The organism is Mesorhizobium sp. LMG17149 (assembly GCF_024518695.1).
Classification (GTDB): domain Bacteria; phylum Pseudomonadota; class Alphaproteobacteria; order Rhizobiales; family Rhizobiaceae; genus Mesorhizobium.
Genome location: NZ_JANIFL010000004.1, coordinates 529,433 through 546,492, shown reverse-complemented (window position 1 = coordinate 546,492; position 17,060 = coordinate 529,433). Strand labels below are relative to the sequence as shown.

Below are 17,060 nucleotides of genomic sequence, written 5' to 3'. Positions count from 1 at the left end.
CTAAGGGACAGCCATGGAACGTTACGTCGAGGATTACCAGAAGCGGCGGCTTATCGAACGTGTCGATATCATCGCTGCCATCAACATCTTGAGATCACAGGGCTGCGATTACGACGATCTGATCGAGGAGATCACCAAGGTCTTCTATGTCGATCTCGATACCTTCAATGAGATTGTCATGGCGGCCTAGGAGCTGCATTCGTCTCGCCACGATCAGAGGCCGGTGTTGACACACGCGATCAGCCTGCGCGCTTGAACGGAGAAGCGGTGACGCGGTTGCGGCCGGCGCGCTTGGCGTCGTAGAGCGCCTTGTCGGCGGCATTGAGCACCTTGTCGAAGCCGAGGCCTTCCTTGGTGCCGAAAGCAAATCCGGCACTGACCGTGCATATCAGCGAGCCTGTCTCGGTTTCGATGTGGTGCGCGGCGAAAGCTGCCCGGATGGCCTCGGCGGTGGCCTCCACCGTTTCGGGCAAGGTCCGCTTCAGCACCAGCGCGAATTCCTCGCCGCCCATGCGCGCGGCGACATCACCCGGGCGAAGATTGCTGGCGAGTTCCCGTGCAAATACCTTCAGCACCTCATCGCCGGCGGCGTGGCCGAATTCGTCGTTGATGGCCTTGAAGTTGTCGAGGTCGAAGACGACCACCGCCGTGAAGGCACCGACCGGCGCATCGCCGTGCAGGTCGAATAGGGCGCGGCGGTTGAGCAGGCCGGTCAGCGGGTCGGTCAGGGCATTGTGGCGGTGATGCCGGGCCAGACGCCCTTGGTTCAGGGCCAGGGAAAGCGCTCCGATGCCGGTCATGCTGGCGATAACGATGATGAGGCTCAGTTCCTCGGCCCAGTTGCTTGGCGCATGTCCAAGGACCAGCTTTCCCTCCCAGGCCAAAACCATGGCGCAGAGAGCAAAGGATGCGGCCGTGGCCGAATAGAGCGCGGTGATACCGGTTGTCAGGGCAGGGGCTTCGTCGCGGCCTTTCCAGTATTCGACCGCCGTTGCGAACAGAAGCAACGCGGCGAAGGCATTTTCGAACATGAAGCCCAGCCCGTCATAGCCTAGAGCCATGGGAGGCAATGTCACGGCCAGCGAAATGGCGCTGCCAAACGCCGTTCGCGGCACTGGCGAGCCGCCGGTTCTGAACTGGTAGGCCGCGCCCAGCATTGTCGAGAAACCGAGCAGGAGGAAAGCCAGCGTGGCGATGCCCAGCAGGCGCCCGGGCATATCGATATAGGCGTCATAGAAAAAAATATCGCCGACCACGAACACCAGGCTGACCGCCCATGTCAGCAGGAATTTTTCCGAGCGGGCGGTCAGCCACATGCCAAACAAGGTCAGGCTCAGGCAGGCAGCGGAAAAACCGACAGCCAGCAGAAGTGAAGTGTAGTCGAGCGACATGCCCCTCGTCCTTGCCCGCGGCGGCCCAGATTTGCGACTGGTTCAGCTGGATTCATGCAGCAAGGAGGTATCGATAAGGTTACGACGATGGCGAAGATGCCATGATTCCGCCGCGTCAGGGCACCGGCAGGCCCTGGTCCACCCGCTTCATCAGTGCCATGGCGCCGAACGGCGCTCGCACCTTGCCCTCCGTGATGAAGTAGACGAACACGTCGCGCGGCTTGACCGGCGCATCGGTGGCGGGGTCGGCGCGCCGCAGGTCGGCCGGCTGCTTGCCTTGCGCCCAGATCTTTACCCGCGCGGCCCATTCATCGAGGCCTTTCGGCGTGTAGCAGTCGGGATTGTCATCGCTGCCGGTCTGCAGCCGGGCGTAGACGAAATCGCCGGTGACGTCGGCGATATCAGGATATTTGGCATGGTCGGCGTAGACGATCGCGGCCTTGTATTTTCGGGCAAGTGCTGCGAATTCCGGCACGACAAAACTGTCATTACGGACTTCGAGCGCATGGCGCAGCGCAACGCCGTCCTGCTTTTCCGGCAGCAGTTTCAAAAAGGCCTCGAAATCGTCCGGATCGAATTTCTTGGTCGGCGCGAACTGCCACAGGATCGGCCCGAGCTTTTCCCCGAGTGCGGCAACGCCCGAACCGAGGAAACGCATCATCGATTCGCCGGCCTCGCCCAGCACGCGCCGGTTGGTGACGAAGCGGTTGCCCTTCAGCGAATAGACAAAGCCGTCCGGCGCCTCGCTGGCCCATTTGACGAAGGTCGGCTCCTTGAAGCTGGAATAGTAAGTGCCGTTGACCTCGATGCTCGGCACCTGCCGAGTGGCGTAGTTCAGCTGCTTGGCCTTGGAGAGCTTGTCGGGATAGAAGGACGTATCCCAGGGCTCGAAGGTCCAGCCGCCCATGCCGGCGCGGATTGTTCCCGATGTGCTCATCTCATCCTCCCAAGTTCAGAAGATCAGCCGCTGTGCTCTCGTGTACCAATTTTGCCATGTCGACCAGCACCCATCCCGGCCGGTAGGGATTGGGCCGGCGACCCGTTTCGTGGAAACCGTAGGCCAGATAGAGCGCGATGTTCCGCTCCATCCTGGCGTTGGTGTAAAGCCGCACTTCTGGCAGACCCCAGAGACGGGTCAGCTCATCCGCGTGTTTCAGCAGCGCAATGCCGAAGCCCTTGCCCTGAAAGTCAGGAGAGACCGCTACGGAGAAGATCATCGCGTGGTCGTCATGCCGTTCGAGCGCGATCAGTCCGGCAAGTCCGCCGCCACTTTCCAACACCCACACCTCGCCGCCCTCAATGCGCGGCGCATAGTCCTCGGTGACTGGGATCGGCGGTGCGCCTAACAGTGCAGTGTAAGGCGCATAGGCCGCTTGCGTCAGCGAGACGACGGTTTGGAGATCACCGGCAAGCGCTCTTCTGATTTTCATTCAAAAGCTCTCCAGGCGCCAACCGGTCCGATCACTCCGCCGCTTCGCGCTTGCCTCCGGGGCGCCGCTCCAGAAGCTCCTTGAGGAACTGGCCGGTGTAGCTGCGCTTCTCGCGCACGATCGCTTCCGGCGTGCCGGAGGCAACCAGTTCGCCGCCGCCGTCGCCGCCTTCGGGGCCGAGGTCGAGCACCCAGTCGGCGGTCTTGATCACTTCGAGATTGTGCTCGATGACCACCACCGTGTTGCCCTGGTCGACCAGTTCATGCAGCACTTCCAACAGCTTGGCGACGTCGTGGAAATGCAGGCCGGTGGTCGGCTCGTCGAGGATATAGAGCGTCTTGCCAGTTGCCTTGCGCGACAGTTCCTTGGCCAGCTTGATGCGCTGCGCCTCGCCGCCTGACAGCGTCGTCGCCTGCTGGCCGATATGGATATAGCCAAGGCCGACCTGCTTCAGCGTGTCGAGCTTGTCGCGCACGCCGGGCACGGCGGCGAAGAAGTCGACGCCTTCCTCGACCGTCATGTCGAGCACATCGGCGATCGACTTGCCCTTGAACACGACGTCGAGCGTCTCTCTGTTGTAGCGCTTGCCGTGGCAGACGTCGCAGGTGACGTAGACGTCGGGCAGGAAGTGCATCTCGATCTTGATGACGCCGTCGCCCTGGCAGGCTTCGCAGCGGCCGCCCTTAACGTTGAAGGAGAAGCGGCCGGGCTGGTAGCCGCGCGCTTTGGCCTCCGGCAGGCCGGCGAACCAGTCGCGGATTGGCGTGAAGGCGCCGGTATAGGTGGCGGGGTTCGAACGCGGAGTCCTGCCAATGGGCGACTGGTCGATGTCGATGACCTTGTCGAGGAATTCGAGGCCCTCGATGCGGTCGTGGTCGGCCGGGTGCTCGCGCGAGCCCATGATGCGGCGCGAGGCAGCCTTGAACAGGGTTTCGATCAGGAAGGTCGACTTGCCGCCGCCCGACACGCCGGTGACGGCGGTGAAGGTGCCGAGCGGTATTTCGGCGGTGACGTTCTTCAGATTGTTGCCGCGCGCGCCGACGATCTTCAGGCGGCGGTTCTTCTTCGCTTCACGCCGCACGCCGGGCGTCGCCACTTCGAGCGCGCCGGACAGATATTTGCCGGTGATCGAATTGGGATTGGCCATGACCTGTTGCGGGGTGCCCTGGGCGATGATCTCGCCGCCATGGATGCCGGCGGCCGGACCCATGTCGACGACATAGTCGGCATGCAGGATGGCGTCCTCGTCATGCTCGACGACGATCACCGTGTTGCCGATATCGCGCAGGTGCTTCAGCGTATCGAGCAGGCGGGCATTGTCGCGCTGATGCAGGCCGATCGACGGCTCGTCCAGCACATAGAGCACGCCCGTGAGACCGGAGCCGATCTGCGATGCCAGCCGGATGCGCTGGCTCTCGCCGCCTGACAGCGTGCCGGAATTGCGCGACAGCGTCAGGTAGTCGAGCCCGACATCGTTGAGGAAGCGCAGCCGCTCGCGGATCTCCTTGAGCACCCGCACCGCGATCTCGTTCTGCTTGTCGTTGAGCGACGCGGGCAGGTCGGTGAACCACTGGTCGGCCTTGCGGATGGAAAGCTCGGTGACTTCGCCGATATGTCTGCCTGCGATCTTCACCGCCAGCGACTCCGGCTTCAGCCGATACCCCTTGCAGGCCGGGCAGGGCGTGGCCGACATGAAGCGCTCGATCTCTTCACGCATCCAGGCGGATTCGGTCTCTTTCCAGCGCCGCTCGAGATTGGGAATGACGCCTTCAAAGGTCTTGGTGGTCTTGTAGGAGCGCAGGCCGTCATCATACTGGAAGGTGATTTCGCGCTCACCCGTGCCGTGCAGGATAGCTTCCTTGGCCTCTTCGGACAAATCCTTGAACTTGTCGCCAAGCTTGAAGCCATAGGCCTTGCCCAGCGCTTCCAGCGTTTGCGCGTAATAGGGGGAAGTCGATTTCGCCCACGGGCTGACGGCGCCGTCGCGCAGCGAGATGTTCTCGTCCGGAACGATCAGATTGCCGTCGATGGCGCGCTGGCTGCCGAGACCGTCGCAGGTCGGGCAGGCGCCGAACGGGTTGTTGAACGAGAACAGCCGCGGTTCGATTTCCGGAATGGTGAAGCCGGAGACCGGGCAAGCGAACTTTTCCGAGAACAGGATGCGCTCATGCGTCTCGTTCTTCGACTTGTTGACCGAATCCTCGCCGGTCTGGCTGGAATCGAGCGGCTTGTCGGCGAATTCGGCGACCGCCAGCCCATCGGCCAGCTTCAGCGCCGTTTCGATGGAATCGGCGAGCCGCGTCGCCAGATCGCCGCGCACGACGATGCGGTCGACGACGACGTCGAGGTCATGCTTGTACTTCTTGTCCAGCGCCGGCACGTCGGCGATCTCATAGAAGACGCCGTCGACCTTGACGCGTTGAAAGCCCTTCTTCTGCAGTTCCAGCAATTCCTTGCGGTACTCGCCTTTGCGGCCGCGCACCATCGGCGCCAGGATGAACAGGCGCGTGCCTTCCTCGATCGCCAGCACGCGGTCGACCATCTGCGAAACCGTCTGGCTCTCGATCGGCAGGCCGGTGGCCGGCGAATAGGGTATGCCGACGCGCGCAAAAAGCAGCCGCATATAGTCGTAGATCTCGGTGACGGTGCCGACCGTTGAACGCGGGTTCTTCGAGGTGGTCTTCTGCTCGATGGAAATGGCGGGCGACAGGCCGTCGATCTGGTCGACGTCAGGCTTCTGCATCATCTCAAGGAATTGCCGCGCGTAGGCCGACAGGCTTTCGACGTAGCGGCGCTGGCCCTCGGCATAGATCGTGTCGAAGGCCAGCGATGACTTGCCGGACCCCGACAGGCCGGTCATGACAATCAGGCTGTCACGCGGCAAGTCGAGATCGACATTCTTCAGATTGTGTTCGCGCGCCCCGCGAATGGAAAGATATTTATGGTCGGCCATAGCCGGTCGCCGCCTCAGAATCTGGAATTTCCTGGAATGGCGGGTTTTCCCGGCCATCCCCTATGTAGGTAGTTTTGCCGCCACGTCGAGATACGCCACAATTCCCGACGAGAGCGTTTAAGCGTCTTTCGCGTGAACGGGCAAGCGGAAAGAACAAAGGCCGAACACGCTCCTGACAAAGCTGTGCAAAAACTGACTTGCACGTAACCTCCCGGCGATCACATTTTTCGGTAACCGGCTATTGATGGTTGACGCCAGCAGCTGACGGGAGCAGTCTCCAGCAGTCAACGAAGACGGCCGTCTTTCGATGGCCTCGCCGCCCAAAGGCGGCCTGCGAGACGCCGCAGGCATTTGCGATTTGTGCTTCGAATTGACAACAATCGCAACGGACAGAGGAGCGGAGCTATGACGCCACCGGATCGTCCCCCAGGGTTCCAGTTGTCACTGGAGCCGAGGCAGGCATAAGTGCCAGGGTTCAGCGTTTTCGCCAGCCGGCAAACCGTGACCTGCCATCTCTCGTAAAAATCAGAGACTACTAGTCGGATCGTCGGCTGAATGCCGCGGTGCATCCGAAATCAAACGCCGGCAGTACACTCCCGGTAAAATTGGATTTGAGATCCAAAAAGGCCCCGTCCGTTTGCGCAAAGCACGGCGGGGCCGTTTTCATGTGCGGATTGTCTTGTGGGCGACAGGCGCAGCGCGACACGCGCTGTCAGTGGCGCGGCGGCCCGATCGAGCCGGCGCCGACATCGACGGTGATGCTGCCGGAAATCCTGACATCGGTATCGCCGATCTTGAATGTGCCGTTCTCGCCGGCTGGCAGCGCATCGTCCGGCTTTGGAGCCGGCTTGGCGATGCGGTAGTCGCCGGTCACGCCGGGCAGGGCGCCTTTTTGCGTCGACGACGAACTGTCGTCGGCAAGTGCCGCGCCGCTGATGAGGCTCGCAATGGCGAGCGCTGCAACGGCGATGACGCGGTGCAATGATCTGGACTGATGAGTGTCGGTCATCCCAGGACTATAGTGGCGCGCCGCCGATGGAACCAGACCGGCATCGTCAAATCTTCGACTACCTGCCGGACGGTCTCCGATCCGGCCCTGGCTTACGCCGCTTTCTTTCGCGTGTCGAAAACATGGTCGACGATGCCCCAGGACTGGGCCTCGCGGGCGGTCATGAAGTGGTCGCGGTCGAGCGTGCGTTCCACCTCTTCATAGCTGCGGCCGCAATGCTGCGCGTAAAGTTCGGCCATGTGCCGTTTCGTCCGGCCGATGCGCTCGGCATGGCGCTGGATGTCGGATGCCTGGCCCTGGAACCCACCCAGCGGCTGATGCAGCAGGATAGTGGCATTCGGCAGGGAAATCCGGCGCCCCGGTGTGCCTGCCATCAGCAGGAACGAGCCCATCGAGGCGGCAAAGCCCATGCATACGGTGGACACCGGGCAGCTGATATATTGCATCGTATCGTAGATGGCGAAGCCGCTGGTCACCACGCCGCCCGGCGAGTTGATGTAGAGCGAGATCTCCTTGTCGGGATTGTCCGATTCCAGCGACAAAAGCTGCGCGCAGACCAGCGCCGAGATGTCGTCGTTGATCTCGCCGTTGATGAAGATGATGCGCTCGCGCAGCAGCCGCGAAAAGATGTCGAAGGCACGTTCGCCGCGGTTCGATTGCTCGATGACCATCGGCACCAGACTGGCAACACCGCTCATTGTCTCTCTCCGTCCGTTTTGTTTTCAGGCCGCGCGAAGCAGGAGGCGAGGCGTGTTTGCGGCGATTGGCTTAGATGACCTGTTCGCACCGAGCGAAACCCGGCAGCCGGCGCCTGCCATGGCGACGGCAGGCATGGCCTTGCGGGCAAAGCCGTCATGGACGATACGCAGATGCGTGCCGCCGGATACGGTTCGGGCAAGTGTGAAGGTGACGGTGCTGTCGAGCGGATCCTGCCTGGCTGCGTCGCCCGGCTGCTCCCGCCATGAATAGCGCAGCAGCTTCTCGGGTTCGGCGTCGAGGATTTCGCATTCGATCGGCGTGTCCGGTCCGGCGAAGGCAAAACGGTTGCCGATCTCGGGGCTGATGTCGTTCGGCATCATCCAGGCGGCCAGCAATTCCGGTATGGTCAGGGCCCGCCAGACCTTTTCCGGCGGCTCGGCGAGCTCGTACTCGAACTCAAGCGCATCCGCGGCGTCGCCTTGGCCGTCGTTGGCCGCTAATCCCGCCTTCTTCATTGATCCATGTCCTTCAAAACCGCCTTCAGCCTTTCGATGCGCTCCGGCCAGAAGGTCCGGTAGCGTTCGATCCATGAGAGCAAGGGGGCGAGCCCCTGCGGATCGGCGCGGTAATAGGCGTTGCGGCCGGCTCGCCGCTCGACCACCAGCCCGGCGCCACGCAGCACCGCCAGATGCTGCGACACCGCGGGCTGCGACACCGTCATCCCGGTGCGCAATTCCGACACGCTCATCTCGCCGGCGGCCAGCCGCTCAAAGACGGCGCGGCGCGTCGGGTCGGCCAGTGCGCGAAAAATCTCTGCTTCGATCATGCCAAAAACATAAGTGCATACTTATCGATTTGGCAAGCGATCTTTTCGGGCCCATATGATCGGCTTCGGCATTGCTGCCATTCCTTGACAATAAGCAGCGATGCGGATAAGAACGAAAAGGGAACAAAAACCTTGTGGGTAAAGGCAGCCATGGCAAGCGGCGATCGCATGCAGCCTGTAAGGTGCTGCGACAAAAATTTGTTTCGGATGAGCGCGGAGAAATATCATGGCGGGTAGCGTCAACAAGGTCATTCTGGTCGGCAATCTCGGCGCGGATCCCGAAATCCGTCGTCTGAATTCGGGTGAACCGGTCGTCAACATCCGCATCGCCACATCGGAAAGCTGGCGCGACAAGAATTCCGGCGAACGCAAGGAAAAAACCGAGTGGCACAACGTCGTCATCTTCAATGAGGGCATCGCCAAGGTGGCAGAGCAGTATCTGAAGAAGGGTATGAAGGTCTATGTCGAGGGCCAGTTGCAGACGCGCAAATGGCAGGACCAGACCGGTGCCGACAAGTACACGACGGAAGTCGTTCTGCAGAAATTCCGCGGGGAGCTGCAGATGCTCGACGCACGCGGACAGGGCGAGGGCGGTCAGGTCGGCGGCTATACCGGTGGCGGCAGCAGCCGTGGTTCCGATTTCGGCCAGTCCAGCCCGAGCGAAGGCTTCAATCGCGGTGGCGGCGGTGCCAAGAGCGGCGGCGGCGGTGGTTCGTCGCGCGAATTGGATGACGAAATCCCGTTCTGATCGCAACAGTTATGTCAGACACAGTGCCCCGAGAGTCGTTCATGGACTTTCGGGGTTTTGCATCGTGCTTCAAGGGCTGACCAGACCGATCAAGGAAATACGGTGAAAGGACGAGTTCGGTGAAAGCACGGGTAAAGTGGGTCGAGGAGCGCACCTTCGTCGGGGAATCCGGCAGCGGTCACAAGGTCGTGCTCGGAACAGCGCACGGACCGGAAGGCAGGACGCCGGGTCCAAGCCCGATGGAGCTGGTGCTGATCGGCACCGGTGGCTGTTCGGCCTATGATGTCGTGCATATCCTCGAAAAGGGCCGCGAGGCGGTCGAGGACTGCGTGGTCGAGCTTGATGCCGAGCGGGCCGAAACCGAGCCAAGAGTGTTCACCCGCATCCACATGCATTTCGTCGTCAAGGGCAGGGCACTCTCCAGCGTCAAGGTGAAACGCGCGATCGACCTTTCGATCGAAAAATATTGCTCGGCCTCCGCGATGCTGGCCAAGACCGCCACGATTACCCACGATTTCGAGGTCATCGACACGACGGCGAATAGGCAGTAGGCAGTAGGCAGTAGGGACTGTCGTTCAGCCCGCTATCAGCGCCTTGATGCCGTCGGCGACGAATTGCACAGCCAGTGCCGCCAGGATGACGCCAAGCAGACGGGTCAGGATCGAGCGGCCGGTCTGGCCGAGGATGCGGTCTATGCGTTCCGACAGCACGAACACCAGATAGGTGATGGCGAGGCAGACGAAGATGATGCCGACCAGCGCCGCCTGCGCGGCAAAGCCTTGAAACGAGCCGGAAAGCAGCACAGTTGCCGAAATGGCACCAGGGCCCGCGATCAGTGGGATCGCCAGCGGGAAGGCGGCGATGTTGTGGATCATGTCCTTGGTGATGGCGACGTCGCCGATCTTCTCCTTGCGGTCCTGCCGGCGCTCGAACACCATCTCGAAGGCGATGAAGAACAGCAGGAAACCGCCGGCGACGCGGAAGGCCGGCAACGTTATGCCGAACACCGACAGGATCGAGGCCCCGGCAACCGCAAACAGCGCCATCACCAGGAAACCGATGATCGAGGCGCGCACCGAAACCTGCTGGCGCTCCTCACGGTTCATGCCGCGCGTCACGGCGAGGAACAGCGGCGCCAGGCCGGGCGGGTCGATGGTCACGAGAATGGTGACGAAAGCGTTGAACAGGCTGTCGAAACTCGGCATCTCTGACCCTCCCGCCGGGCTGTGCCCGTGCCAGAATATTGGTAGAGCAAAGCCCGTTCGGTGGGAACCGTTCGTGAGAAAGTGGTTGATGCGGGACAGAGGGCAGCGCGAAGGATCGCGACGCTTTTATTCTGGGCTGCTGCAATCCTCGGAGATCAAACCGCTCGCCGCGCCAGGAACTCGACTTCCAGCCGCCATGTCGCGCCATTGTCTTGCGAGCGTTCGCCCAGCCAGCGGAAGGAGTTTTCGGTGATGCGTGAAAAGCTCCAGCGTACCGAGCTGCCGGTGTCGTCGGCGCCCACTTGCACGATCGTGTCACCCTCGGCGCGGCCGAGCTGGCGGCTGAAATACTGGTTGCGCGGGTCGCTCCAGAAGATGTGCCAGGCATCCGCGCCGGGATCATAGACGCGCAGCGTCGTGCCGTAAAAAGTCCATGTGCCCAAGGATGGCGATGGACCGGCGTCCCGCGCGGGCAGGATCCACACGTCCTGGATCGCCCGGCCTTCCAGCACCCAGCCGAAATGCACCTCGCCACGCCCTGTCAGCACAGTGCCGTCCTCGAGGTGGCGCGAGGCCTCAAACGTCCAGGCGCCGACGAAGCGGCCGTAAAGGCTCAGTTTTTCGGCAAGCCCTTCGATCGGTCCGGAGCTATGCAGGGCTTCGGCAAACGAGGATTGATCGAACATGGCTGCGGCCTCTTCTTGTCAGGAGACCGTTAGGAGTAGGCGGTGACGGGGTTCTGAGCGTGGGAAAAATTGCTATATTTCGACTATGACGACGACCACGCATAGTCTCGCATTCGGAGCCGGTTGGCACGTGACGGACGTCATTTGCACGGCCGGCGCCGGCGACCGGCCGTTCGAGGAAGCGCATCAGGATTTCTGCGTCGCTGCGGTCACCAGCGGCACGTTTCGCTACCGCGCCCAACAAGGCACGGCGATGCTGGCGCCCGGCGCGCTCCTGCTCGGCAATCCCGGCACATGTTACGAATGCGGGCACGAGCATGGCAGCGGCGACCGTTGCCTCTCGTTCCATTTCGATCCGGCCTACATGGAACGAATCGCAGCTGGCGTGCCGGGCACCAGGAAGCTGGCTTTCAAGGCGGCGCGCCTGCCGCCTTTGCCGGTACTGGCGCCACTCCTGGCCGAGGCGGAGACCGCGCGCGAGATGGCCGACATCGACGCCTTCGAGGAACTTTCCCTGCGCTTGGCCGGTGCTGCCGTGGCTACAGCCTCTGGCGCTACGCATGTCGGGCGCGCGCCGAGCCGCCGCGATCAGAAACGGGTGGCCGAGGCAGTGCGGCGGATCGAACTGGACGCCGATGGGCCGGTCTCGCTTTCAGCACTTGCCGATGAGACGGCGACCAGTCCGTATCACTTCCTGCGCATCTTCCGGCAGGTGGCGGGCATGACGCCCTACCAATTCCTGCTCAGGACGCGATTGCACAGGGCGGCGGTGCGGCTACGCCTGTCGAACGATGCGGTCTCGGCGATCGCCTTCGAGGCAGGCTTCAACGATCTGTCGACCTTCAATCGTCGTTTTCGGCGGATCATCGGGGAGACGCCGGGCCAGTATCGCAGCCGCCGTGGCGCATCGGCCGTTTCTGCTTCGTGAATCGGCCCCGCGCCCGCCAAGGCAGACACGCAGGCTTTTGCGTCAGGGCGGCGAAAACTGCCTTGGCCATATCGTCGCAATCAGCGGTATCCATTTGAAATTACCACCGAAAATGACATTGGAAAAGTGCCGTGAAGGTTGGAGTTTCGGGCTTGCTTCCTATATAAGCACCAAGTGATTCCTGATTAGATTGTGATCCGATTTGACCGACCAGAAGACACCGCGCGGCGCCGACGGCGGCCCCACCGGCATCGAGCCGATATCCATCGTCGAGGAGATGCAGCGCTCCTATCTCGATTACGCTATGAGCGTAATCGTCAGCCGTGCGCTGCCGGACGTGCGCGACGGCCTGAAGCCGGTGCATCGCCGCATTCTCTTCGCCGCCCATGAGAGCGGCTACCACTGGAACCGCAAATATGTGAAGTCGGCGCGTCCGGTCGCCGACGTGATGGGTAAATACCATCCGCATGGCGACGCCTCCATCTATGACGCCTTGGTGCGCATGGCACAGGACTGGTCGCTGCGCGTTCCGTTGATCGACGGGCAGGGCAATTTCGGCTCCATCGACGGCGATCCGCCTGCGGCGATGCGCTACACGGAAGCGCGGCTGACCAAGGTCGCGCACGAGCTTTTGGAGGATATCGACAAGGATACCGTCGATTTCCAGGACACTTACGACGCGTCGGGCAGCGAACCGAAGGTTCTGCCGGCACGGTTTCCCAACCTTTTGGTCAACGGCTCGGGCGGCATCGCCGTCGGCATGGCGACCAACATTCCACCGCATAATCTCAGCGAAATCTGCAACGGCGCCATCGCCCTCATCGACAATCCGGCGATCGACCTGCCGGCGTTGATGGAGATCATTCCGGGACCGGATTTCCCCACCGGCGGCATCGTGCTTGGCCGTTCGGGCATCTACAACGCCTATTCGACCGGCCGTGGCTCCATCGTCATGCGCGGCAAGGTCAACATCGAACAGCGCGGCAACGACCGCGAGTCGATCATCATCACCGAGGTTCCCTACCAGGTGAACAAGTCGTCGATGATCGAGAAGATGGCTGAACTGGTGCGCGACAAGCGCATCGAGGGCATTTCCGATATCCGCGACGAGAGCGACCGCCAGGGCTACCGCGTCGTCATCGAGTTGAAGCGCGACGCCGTTGCCGACGTCATCCTCAACCAGCTCTACCGCTTCACGCCGCTGCAGACCTCCTTCGGCGCCAATATGGTGGCACTGAACGGCGGCAAGCCGGAAGTGATGAACCTGACCGATATGCTGAAGGCGTTCGTCGCCTTCCGTGAGGAGGTGATCACAAGGCGGACGAAATTCCTGCTGCGCAAGGCGCGCGACCGCGCCCATGTGCTGGTCGGTCTCGCCATCGCAGTCGCCAACATCGACGAGATCATCAAGCTGATCCGCACCGCGCCGGATCCGCAGACGGCGCGTGAGCAGTTGATGGAGCGGCGCTGGCCCTCTGGCGACGTGGAATCGCTGATCCTCCTGATCGATGACCCGCGTCACCGGATCAACGAAGACGGCACCTACAATCTGTCAGAGGAACAGGCGCGCGCCATCCTCGAACTGCGCCTGCAGCGCCTGACCGCGCTCGGCCGCGACGAGATCGCCGACGAGTTGAACACGATCGGCGCCGAAATCATCGATTACCTGGACATTTTGTCGTCCCGCGCGCGCGTCCAGCAGATCGTCAAGGACGAGCTTGCTGCCGTGCGCGACGAGTTCGGCACGCCGCGCCGCACCGAACTCACCGACGGCGGTTCGGACATGGAAGACGAGGACCTGATCCAGCGCGAGGACATGGTCGTGACGGTGAGCCATTCCGGCTACATCAAGCGCGTGCCGCTGTCGCTCTACCGGGCGCAGCGTCGCGGCGGCAAGGGCCGCTCCGGCATGTCGACCAAGGAAGAGGATTTCGTCACCCGGCTGTTCGTGGCCAACACCCACACGCCGGTGCTGTTCTTCTCCTCGCGCGGCATCGTCTACAAGGAAAAGGTCTGGCGGCTGCCGATCGGCAATCCGCAGTCACGCGGCAAGGCGCTGATCAACATGCTGCCGCTGGAGCAGGGCGAGCGCATCACCACCATCATGCCGCTGCCGGAGGACGAGGCCAGCTGGGGCGAACTTTACGTGATGTTCGCCACCACGCGCGGCACCGTGCGCCGCAACGATCTATCCGACTTCGTCCAGGTCAACCGCAACGGCAAGATCGCCATGAAGCTGGAGGAAGAAGGCGACGAGATCCTCGGCGTCGAGACCTGCACCGACAAGGACGACGTGCTGCTGACCGCCAGTTCCGGCCAGTGCATACGCTTCTCCGTCGGCGACGTGCGCGTCTTCCAGAGCCGCAATTCGGTCGGTGTGCGCGGCATAACCATGGCCGAGACCGACCGCATCATCTCGATGTCGGTGATAGAGCATGTCGATGCTTCGCCAGCGGAACGCGCCGCTTACCTGAAGCGCGCGGCGGCGGAGCGGCGGCTTGCCACGGAAACGACCGGCGAAGAGGAAGAGATCGCGCTGACCAATGAGGAGATCGGCGAGGAGACGGAGCTTTCCGACAACCGATACGAAGAGCTCAAGGCGCACGAACAGTACGTGCTGACGGTCACCGAGTTCGGCTACGGCAAGCGTTCGTCGTCCTATGATTTCCGGCTGACCGGACGCGGCGGCAAAGGCATCCGCGCCACCGATGTGTCGAAGGCAGCCGAGATTGGCAGGCTGGTGGCGACGTTCCCGGTCGGCAATGACGACCAGATCATGCTGGTGTCGGACGGCGGCACCGTCATCCGGGTTCCGGTCAACGGCATCCGTTTCGCCAGCCGCGCCACCAAGGGCGTGACCATCTTCAACACGGCTGAAGGCGAAAAGGTGGTTTCGGTCGAGCGGATCTCGGAACCGCAAGCGGACGAAGAAAGCGATGAGACGGTCGAGGGTGGTGCTGATGCCGCTCCGGCGCCTGACGCCGGTCCGGAGGGTGCGGACTAAGTCCAGCACCCGGGTTTTGACATAGCAACGCCGGCCAGGTGGCCGGCGCGGCAGCAAGTTCAGGCTTTATCAGTAGTGACGATATGGCTTGCGCGGGCCGAAGCCTTCGAAGCGCTTGGTGTTTGCCTTGACGCGGATGCGTTGCGCCTCCTGATGCAGCCCAAATACGGTGGCGATCAGCATGGCGACGGTCATTGCGGTGGCGAGCATGTAGATCAGCATGTGCGTGTTCTCCTGCGCCTAACAACGGATAGATGGGATTTTGGTTTCATCTTATTAAGGTGCAACCTAGTGAACGCTGCGTGAAGGCTTCGTGATCAGCGTGTTCATCTGTCGTTCATGTGCCGGAAAAGGTTCACGGCCGGCGCGCCGATCGGATTTGCCTTTGCGAGAGAGGCTCGCTAGAGCCTGTCCCATCTTGATGGACGGAAGACGGAACGGGCTCTAGCTTTCATTTGAGCATGATCTTTTCCAAAAACCGGTTTCCACTTTTTGGGATCATGCATTAGAAGCACCTGCCATGACTGAACGCATTGCCCTCTATGCCGGCTCCTTCGACCCGCTGACCAACGGCCATCTCGATGTGCTGAAGGCCTCGCTGGCCGTGGCGGATATCGTTTATGCGGCGATCGGCATCCATCCGGGCAAGCAACCGCTGTTTTCCTTCGAGGAGCGGGTGAAGCTGATCGAGACGGCGACGAAGACGGAATTCGGCAGCGACGGTGCCCGCATCAAGGTCGTCGCCTTCGACGGGCTGGTCATCGACGCCGCCAGGAAGCAGGGCGCCTCGATCATGATCCGCGGCCTGCGCGACGGCACCGACCTCGACTATGAGATGCAGATGGCCGGCATGAACGAGACCATGGCGCCTCAACTGCAGACGGTTTTTCTGCCCGCCAGTCCTTCGGTACGCACCATTACCGCCACACTTGTTCGCCAGATTGCCTCGATGGGCGGCGACATTCGCCCCTTCGTGCCGGCGGCGGTTGCCGGTGCGCTCACAGCCAAGTTCAAGAAGTAAGTTTTCGGAGAAAACCATGCAGCTGAAAAAGCTAGCCTCGTTCCTTGTCGTGCTCGCCGGTCTTGTGGCTGTGTCGGTCTCGGCTTTCGCCGCCGACCCGGAAAACACAATGATCATCACGCTGAAGGACGGCGACGTCACCATTGCGCTGAGGCCCGATCTTGCGCCAAAGCATGTCGAGCAGATCAAGAAGCTGGTGCGCCAAGGCGCCTATGACAACGTCGCCTTCCATCGCGTCATCGACGGCTTCATGGCGCAGACCGGCGACGTCAAGTTCGGCAATATGAAAAAGGGTTTCAGCGCCGAGGCCGCCGGCACCGGCGGTTCCGACCTGCCCGACCTGCCGGCCGAATTCTCACAGACCGAACATTATAAGCGCGGCGTGGTCGGCATGGCCCGCTCGCAGGACCCAAATTCGGCCAATTCGCAGTTCTTCATCATGTTCGCTCCGGCACCGCCCCTCGATGGCCAGTACACGATCGTCGGCAATGTCGTCAGCGGCATGGAACTGGTGGACCAAATCAAGAAGGGCGACCAGGCGGACAACGGCACGGTCACCGATCCCGACCGGATGATCAAGGTGCGCATCGCCGCCGACAAGTAAATTGTCGAATAACTCTGTTTTCTCAAAAGGATATCTGACATGGCCGAAATCAAGGATCGCGAGAACGCGCTCATCATGGAAACGACCAAGGGCAAGGTCGTCATCGAACTTTTCCCCGACCTGGCGCCCGGCCATGTCGCCCGCATCAAGGAACTGGCCAGGGAAGGCGCCTATGACGGCGTGGTCTTCCACCGCGTCATCGAGGGTTTCATGGCGCAGACCGGCGACGTCAAGTTCGGCAATTCGAGCAAGCCTTCCTTCGCGCCGTCCCGCGCGGGCATGGGCGGCTCTGAAAAGCCGGATTTGAAGGCTGAATTCTCCAACGCCAACCATGCTCGCGGCACCTGCTCGATGGCCCGCTCGCAGAACCCGAACTCGGCCAATTCGCAGTTCTTCATCTGCTTCGACGATGCCGCCTTCCTCAACCGCCAGTACACGGTCTGGGGCCAGGTCATCGAAGGCATGGACAATGTCGACAAGATCAAGCGCGGCGAGCCGGTGCAGGATCCCGACAAGATCGTGTCGCTGAAGGTCGCGGCCGACGTCAAGTAAGGGC

At 61.9% G+C, this 17,060-nt stretch carries 19 protein-coding genes; 8 read left to right on the top strand and 11 right to left on the bottom strand.

From position 1 onward, the window contains the following. The first annotated feature begins 13 nt into the window (after nucleotides 1–13). The gene (locus NP945_RS11930; RefSeq protein ID WP_081738697.1) at nucleotides 14–190 is read left to right on the top strand and encodes a hypothetical protein; all 177 of its coding nucleotides are present in this window, start codon (nucleotides 14–16) and stop codon (nucleotides 188–190) included. A 49-nt stretch (nucleotides 191–239) separates the two neighbouring features. Here NP945_RS11930 and NP945_RS11925 read toward each other — a convergent pair whose 3' ends face one another. The 8 genes from NP945_RS11925 to NP945_RS11890 form a co-directional block, all read right to left on the bottom strand. Next, nucleotides 240–1,391, bottom strand: a complete 1,152-nt coding sequence (locus NP945_RS11925) for a GGDEF domain-containing protein (RefSeq protein WP_127270118.1) — start codon at nucleotides 1,389–1,391, stop codon at nucleotides 240–242. A 115-nt stretch (nucleotides 1,392–1,506) separates the two neighbouring features. Then, nucleotides 1,507–2,328 carry a DUF72 domain-containing protein gene (locus NP945_RS11920; RefSeq protein ID WP_256746440.1) on the bottom strand — a complete coding sequence of 274 codons (822 nt, stop codon included), beginning with the start codon at nucleotides 2,326–2,328 and terminating at the stop codon, nucleotides 1,507–1,509. 1 nt (nucleotide 2,329) lies between these two features. Beyond that, the gene (locus NP945_RS11915) at nucleotides 2,330–2,821 is read right to left on the bottom strand and encodes a GNAT family N-acetyltransferase (RefSeq protein ID WP_256746439.1); all 492 of its coding nucleotides are present in this window, start codon (nucleotides 2,819–2,821) and stop codon (nucleotides 2,330–2,332) included. Nucleotides 2,822–2,852: 31 nt separating this feature from the next. Beyond that, a complete protein-coding gene (gene uvrA, locus NP945_RS11910; protein ID WP_256746438.1) occupies nucleotides 2,853–5,774 on the bottom strand; it encodes an excinuclease ABC subunit UvrA in 2,922 nt (973 codons plus the stop codon). 712 nt (nucleotides 5,775–6,486) lie between these two features. Beyond that, nucleotides 6,487–6,783: a hypothetical protein gene (locus NP945_RS11905; protein ID WP_256746437.1), complete on the bottom strand. Its 297-nt coding sequence runs from the start codon at nucleotides 6,781–6,783 to the stop codon at nucleotides 6,487–6,489. A 92-nt stretch (nucleotides 6,784–6,875) separates the two neighbouring features. Beyond that, nucleotides 6,876–7,481 (bottom strand): ATP-dependent Clp protease proteolytic subunit, encoded by a 606-nt coding sequence (locus NP945_RS11900; RefSeq protein ID WP_256746436.1) that lies wholly within the window; start codon nucleotides 7,479–7,481, stop codon nucleotides 6,876–6,878. Nucleotides 7,482–7,505: 24 nt separating this feature from the next. Further along, nucleotides 7,506–7,997 (bottom strand): SRPBCC domain-containing protein, encoded by a 492-nt coding sequence (locus NP945_RS11895; protein ID WP_256746435.1) that lies wholly within the window; start codon nucleotides 7,995–7,997, stop codon nucleotides 7,506–7,508. Further along, nucleotides 7,994–8,308: a helix-turn-helix transcriptional regulator gene (locus NP945_RS11890; RefSeq protein WP_013531836.1), complete on the bottom strand. Its 315-nt coding sequence runs from the start codon at nucleotides 8,306–8,308 to the stop codon at nucleotides 7,994–7,996. Before NP945_RS11890 ends, NP945_RS11895 begins: the two co-directional genes overlap by 4 nt. A gap of 226 nt (nucleotides 8,309–8,534) precedes the next feature. Here NP945_RS11890 and NP945_RS11885 point away from each other — a divergent pair, with 226 nt between their 5' ends. Together NP945_RS11885 and NP945_RS11880 are read left to right on the top strand one after the other, a co-directional pair. Continuing rightward, the gene (locus NP945_RS11885; protein WP_127270744.1) at nucleotides 8,535–9,056 is read left to right on the top strand and encodes a single-stranded DNA-binding protein; all 522 of its coding nucleotides are present in this window, start codon (nucleotides 8,535–8,537) and stop codon (nucleotides 9,054–9,056) included. Nucleotides 9,057–9,175: 119 nt separating this feature from the next. After that, on the top strand, nucleotides 9,176–9,607 hold the full coding sequence (locus NP945_RS11880) for an OsmC family protein (protein WP_256746434.1): 432 nt from the start codon (nucleotides 9,176–9,178) through the stop codon (nucleotides 9,605–9,607). A 24-nt stretch (nucleotides 9,608–9,631) separates the two neighbouring features. Here the strand turns inward: NP945_RS11880 and NP945_RS11875 are convergent, their stop codons facing one another. Together NP945_RS11875 and NP945_RS11870 are read right to left on the bottom strand one after the other, a co-directional pair. Then, complete coding sequence (locus NP945_RS11875) at nucleotides 9,632–10,261, bottom strand: MarC family protein (protein ID WP_013531832.1); 630 nt, start codon at nucleotides 10,259–10,261, stop codon at nucleotides 9,632–9,634. A 155-nt stretch (nucleotides 10,262–10,416) separates the two neighbouring features. Next, entirely contained in the window at nucleotides 10,417–10,947 is a 531-nt protein-coding gene (locus tag NP945_RS11870; protein ID WP_127269843.1) for a hypothetical protein, read from the bottom strand. Nucleotides 10,948–11,032: 85 nt separating this feature from the next. Here NP945_RS11870 and NP945_RS11865 point away from each other — a divergent pair, with 85 nt between their 5' ends. Then, nucleotides 11,033–11,875, top strand: a complete 843-nt coding sequence (locus tag NP945_RS11865; protein WP_256746433.1) for an AraC family transcriptional regulator — start codon at nucleotides 11,033–11,035, stop codon at nucleotides 11,873–11,875. Nucleotides 11,876–12,077: 202 nt separating this feature from the next. Next, a complete protein-coding gene (gyrA, locus tag NP945_RS11860) occupies nucleotides 12,078–14,879 on the top strand; it encodes a DNA gyrase subunit A (protein WP_127396842.1) in 2,802 nt (933 codons plus the stop codon). 69 nt (nucleotides 14,880–14,948) lie between these two features. Here the strand turns inward: gyrA and NP945_RS11855 are convergent, their stop codons facing one another. After that, the gene (locus tag NP945_RS11855) at nucleotides 14,949–15,101 is read right to left on the bottom strand and encodes a hypothetical protein (protein ID WP_081714296.1); all 153 of its coding nucleotides are present in this window, start codon (nucleotides 15,099–15,101) and stop codon (nucleotides 14,949–14,951) included. A gap of 298 nt (nucleotides 15,102–15,399) precedes the next feature. On the opposite strand from NP945_RS11855, the gene coaD reads away from it, so the two are divergent. Genes coaD through NP945_RS11840 form a run of 3 tightly spaced genes read left to right on the top strand, consistent with a single transcriptional unit; the run spans nucleotide 15,400 to nucleotide 17,056 of the window. Further along, complete coding sequence (gene coaD, locus NP945_RS11850; RefSeq protein ID WP_127272529.1) at nucleotides 15,400–15,900, top strand: pantetheine-phosphate adenylyltransferase; 501 nt, start codon at nucleotides 15,400–15,402, stop codon at nucleotides 15,898–15,900. A 16-nt stretch (nucleotides 15,901–15,916) separates the two neighbouring features. Further along, a complete protein-coding gene (locus tag NP945_RS11845; RefSeq protein WP_127269468.1) occupies nucleotides 15,917–16,504 on the top strand; it encodes a peptidylprolyl isomerase in 588 nt (195 codons plus the stop codon). A 39-nt stretch (nucleotides 16,505–16,543) separates the two neighbouring features. Then, on the top strand, nucleotides 16,544–17,056 hold the full coding sequence (locus NP945_RS11840) for a peptidylprolyl isomerase (protein ID WP_127269467.1): 513 nt from the start codon (nucleotides 16,544–16,546) through the stop codon (nucleotides 17,054–17,056). Nucleotides 17,057–17,060 lie beyond the last annotated feature (4 nt).

Excerpts from the sequence above, each read along its gene's own strand:
- NP945_RS11895 (WP_256746435.1), bottom strand. The coding sequence starts at position 7,997 with ATGAAGAAGGCGGGATTAGCGGCCAACGACGGCCAAGGCGACGCCGCG.
- NP945_RS11870 (WP_127269843.1), bottom strand. The coding sequence starts at position 10,947 with ATGTTCGATCAATCCTCGTTTGCCGAAGCCCTGCATAGCTCCGGACCG.
- NP945_RS11885 (WP_127270744.1), top strand. The coding sequence starts at position 8,535 with ATGGCGGGTAGCGTCAACAAGGTCATTCTGGTCGGCAATCTCGGCGCG.
- NP945_RS11865 (WP_256746433.1), top strand. The coding sequence starts at position 11,033 with ATGACGACGACCACGCATAGTCTCGCATTCGGAGCCGGTTGGCACGTG.
- NP945_RS11875 (WP_013531832.1), bottom strand. The coding sequence starts at position 10,261 with ATGCCGAGTTTCGACAGCCTGTTCAACGCTTTCGTCACCATTCTCGTG.
- NP945_RS11900 (WP_256746436.1), bottom strand. The coding sequence starts at position 7,481 with ATGAGCGGTGTTGCCAGTCTGGTGCCGATGGTCATCGAGCAATCGAAC.
- NP945_RS11890 (WP_013531836.1), bottom strand. The coding sequence starts at position 8,308 with ATGATCGAAGCAGAGATTTTTCGCGCACTGGCCGACCCGACGCGCCGC.
- NP945_RS11905 (WP_256746437.1), bottom strand. The coding sequence starts at position 6,783 with ATGACCGACACTCATCAGTCCAGATCATTGCACCGCGTCATCGCCGTT.
- NP945_RS11915 (WP_256746439.1), bottom strand. The coding sequence starts at position 2,821 with ATGAAAATCAGAAGAGCGCTTGCCGGTGATCTCCAAACCGTCGTCTCG.
- NP945_RS11845 (WP_127269468.1), top strand. The coding sequence starts at position 15,917 with ATGCAGCTGAAAAAGCTAGCCTCGTTCCTTGTCGTGCTCGCCGGTCTT.
- NP945_RS11920 (WP_256746440.1), bottom strand. The coding sequence starts at position 2,328 with ATGAGCACATCGGGAACAATCCGCGCCGGCATGGGCGGCTGGACCTTC.
- NP945_RS11930 (WP_081738697.1), top strand. The coding sequence starts at position 14 with ATGGAACGTTACGTCGAGGATTACCAGAAGCGGCGGCTTATCGAACGT.
- uvrA (WP_256746438.1), bottom strand. The coding sequence starts at position 5,774 with ATGGCCGACCATAAATATCTTTCCATTCGCGGGGCGCGCGAACACAAT.
- NP945_RS11855 (WP_081714296.1), bottom strand. The coding sequence starts at position 15,101 with ATGCTGATCTACATGCTCGCCACCGCAATGACCGTCGCCATGCTGATC.
- coaD (WP_127272529.1), top strand. The coding sequence starts at position 15,400 with ATGACTGAACGCATTGCCCTCTATGCCGGCTCCTTCGACCCGCTGACC.
- NP945_RS11840 (WP_127269467.1), top strand. The coding sequence starts at position 16,544 with ATGGCCGAAATCAAGGATCGCGAGAACGCGCTCATCATGGAAACGACC.
- NP945_RS11925 (WP_127270118.1), bottom strand. The coding sequence starts at position 1,391 with ATGTCGCTCGACTACACTTCACTTCTGCTGGCTGTCGGTTTTTCCGCT.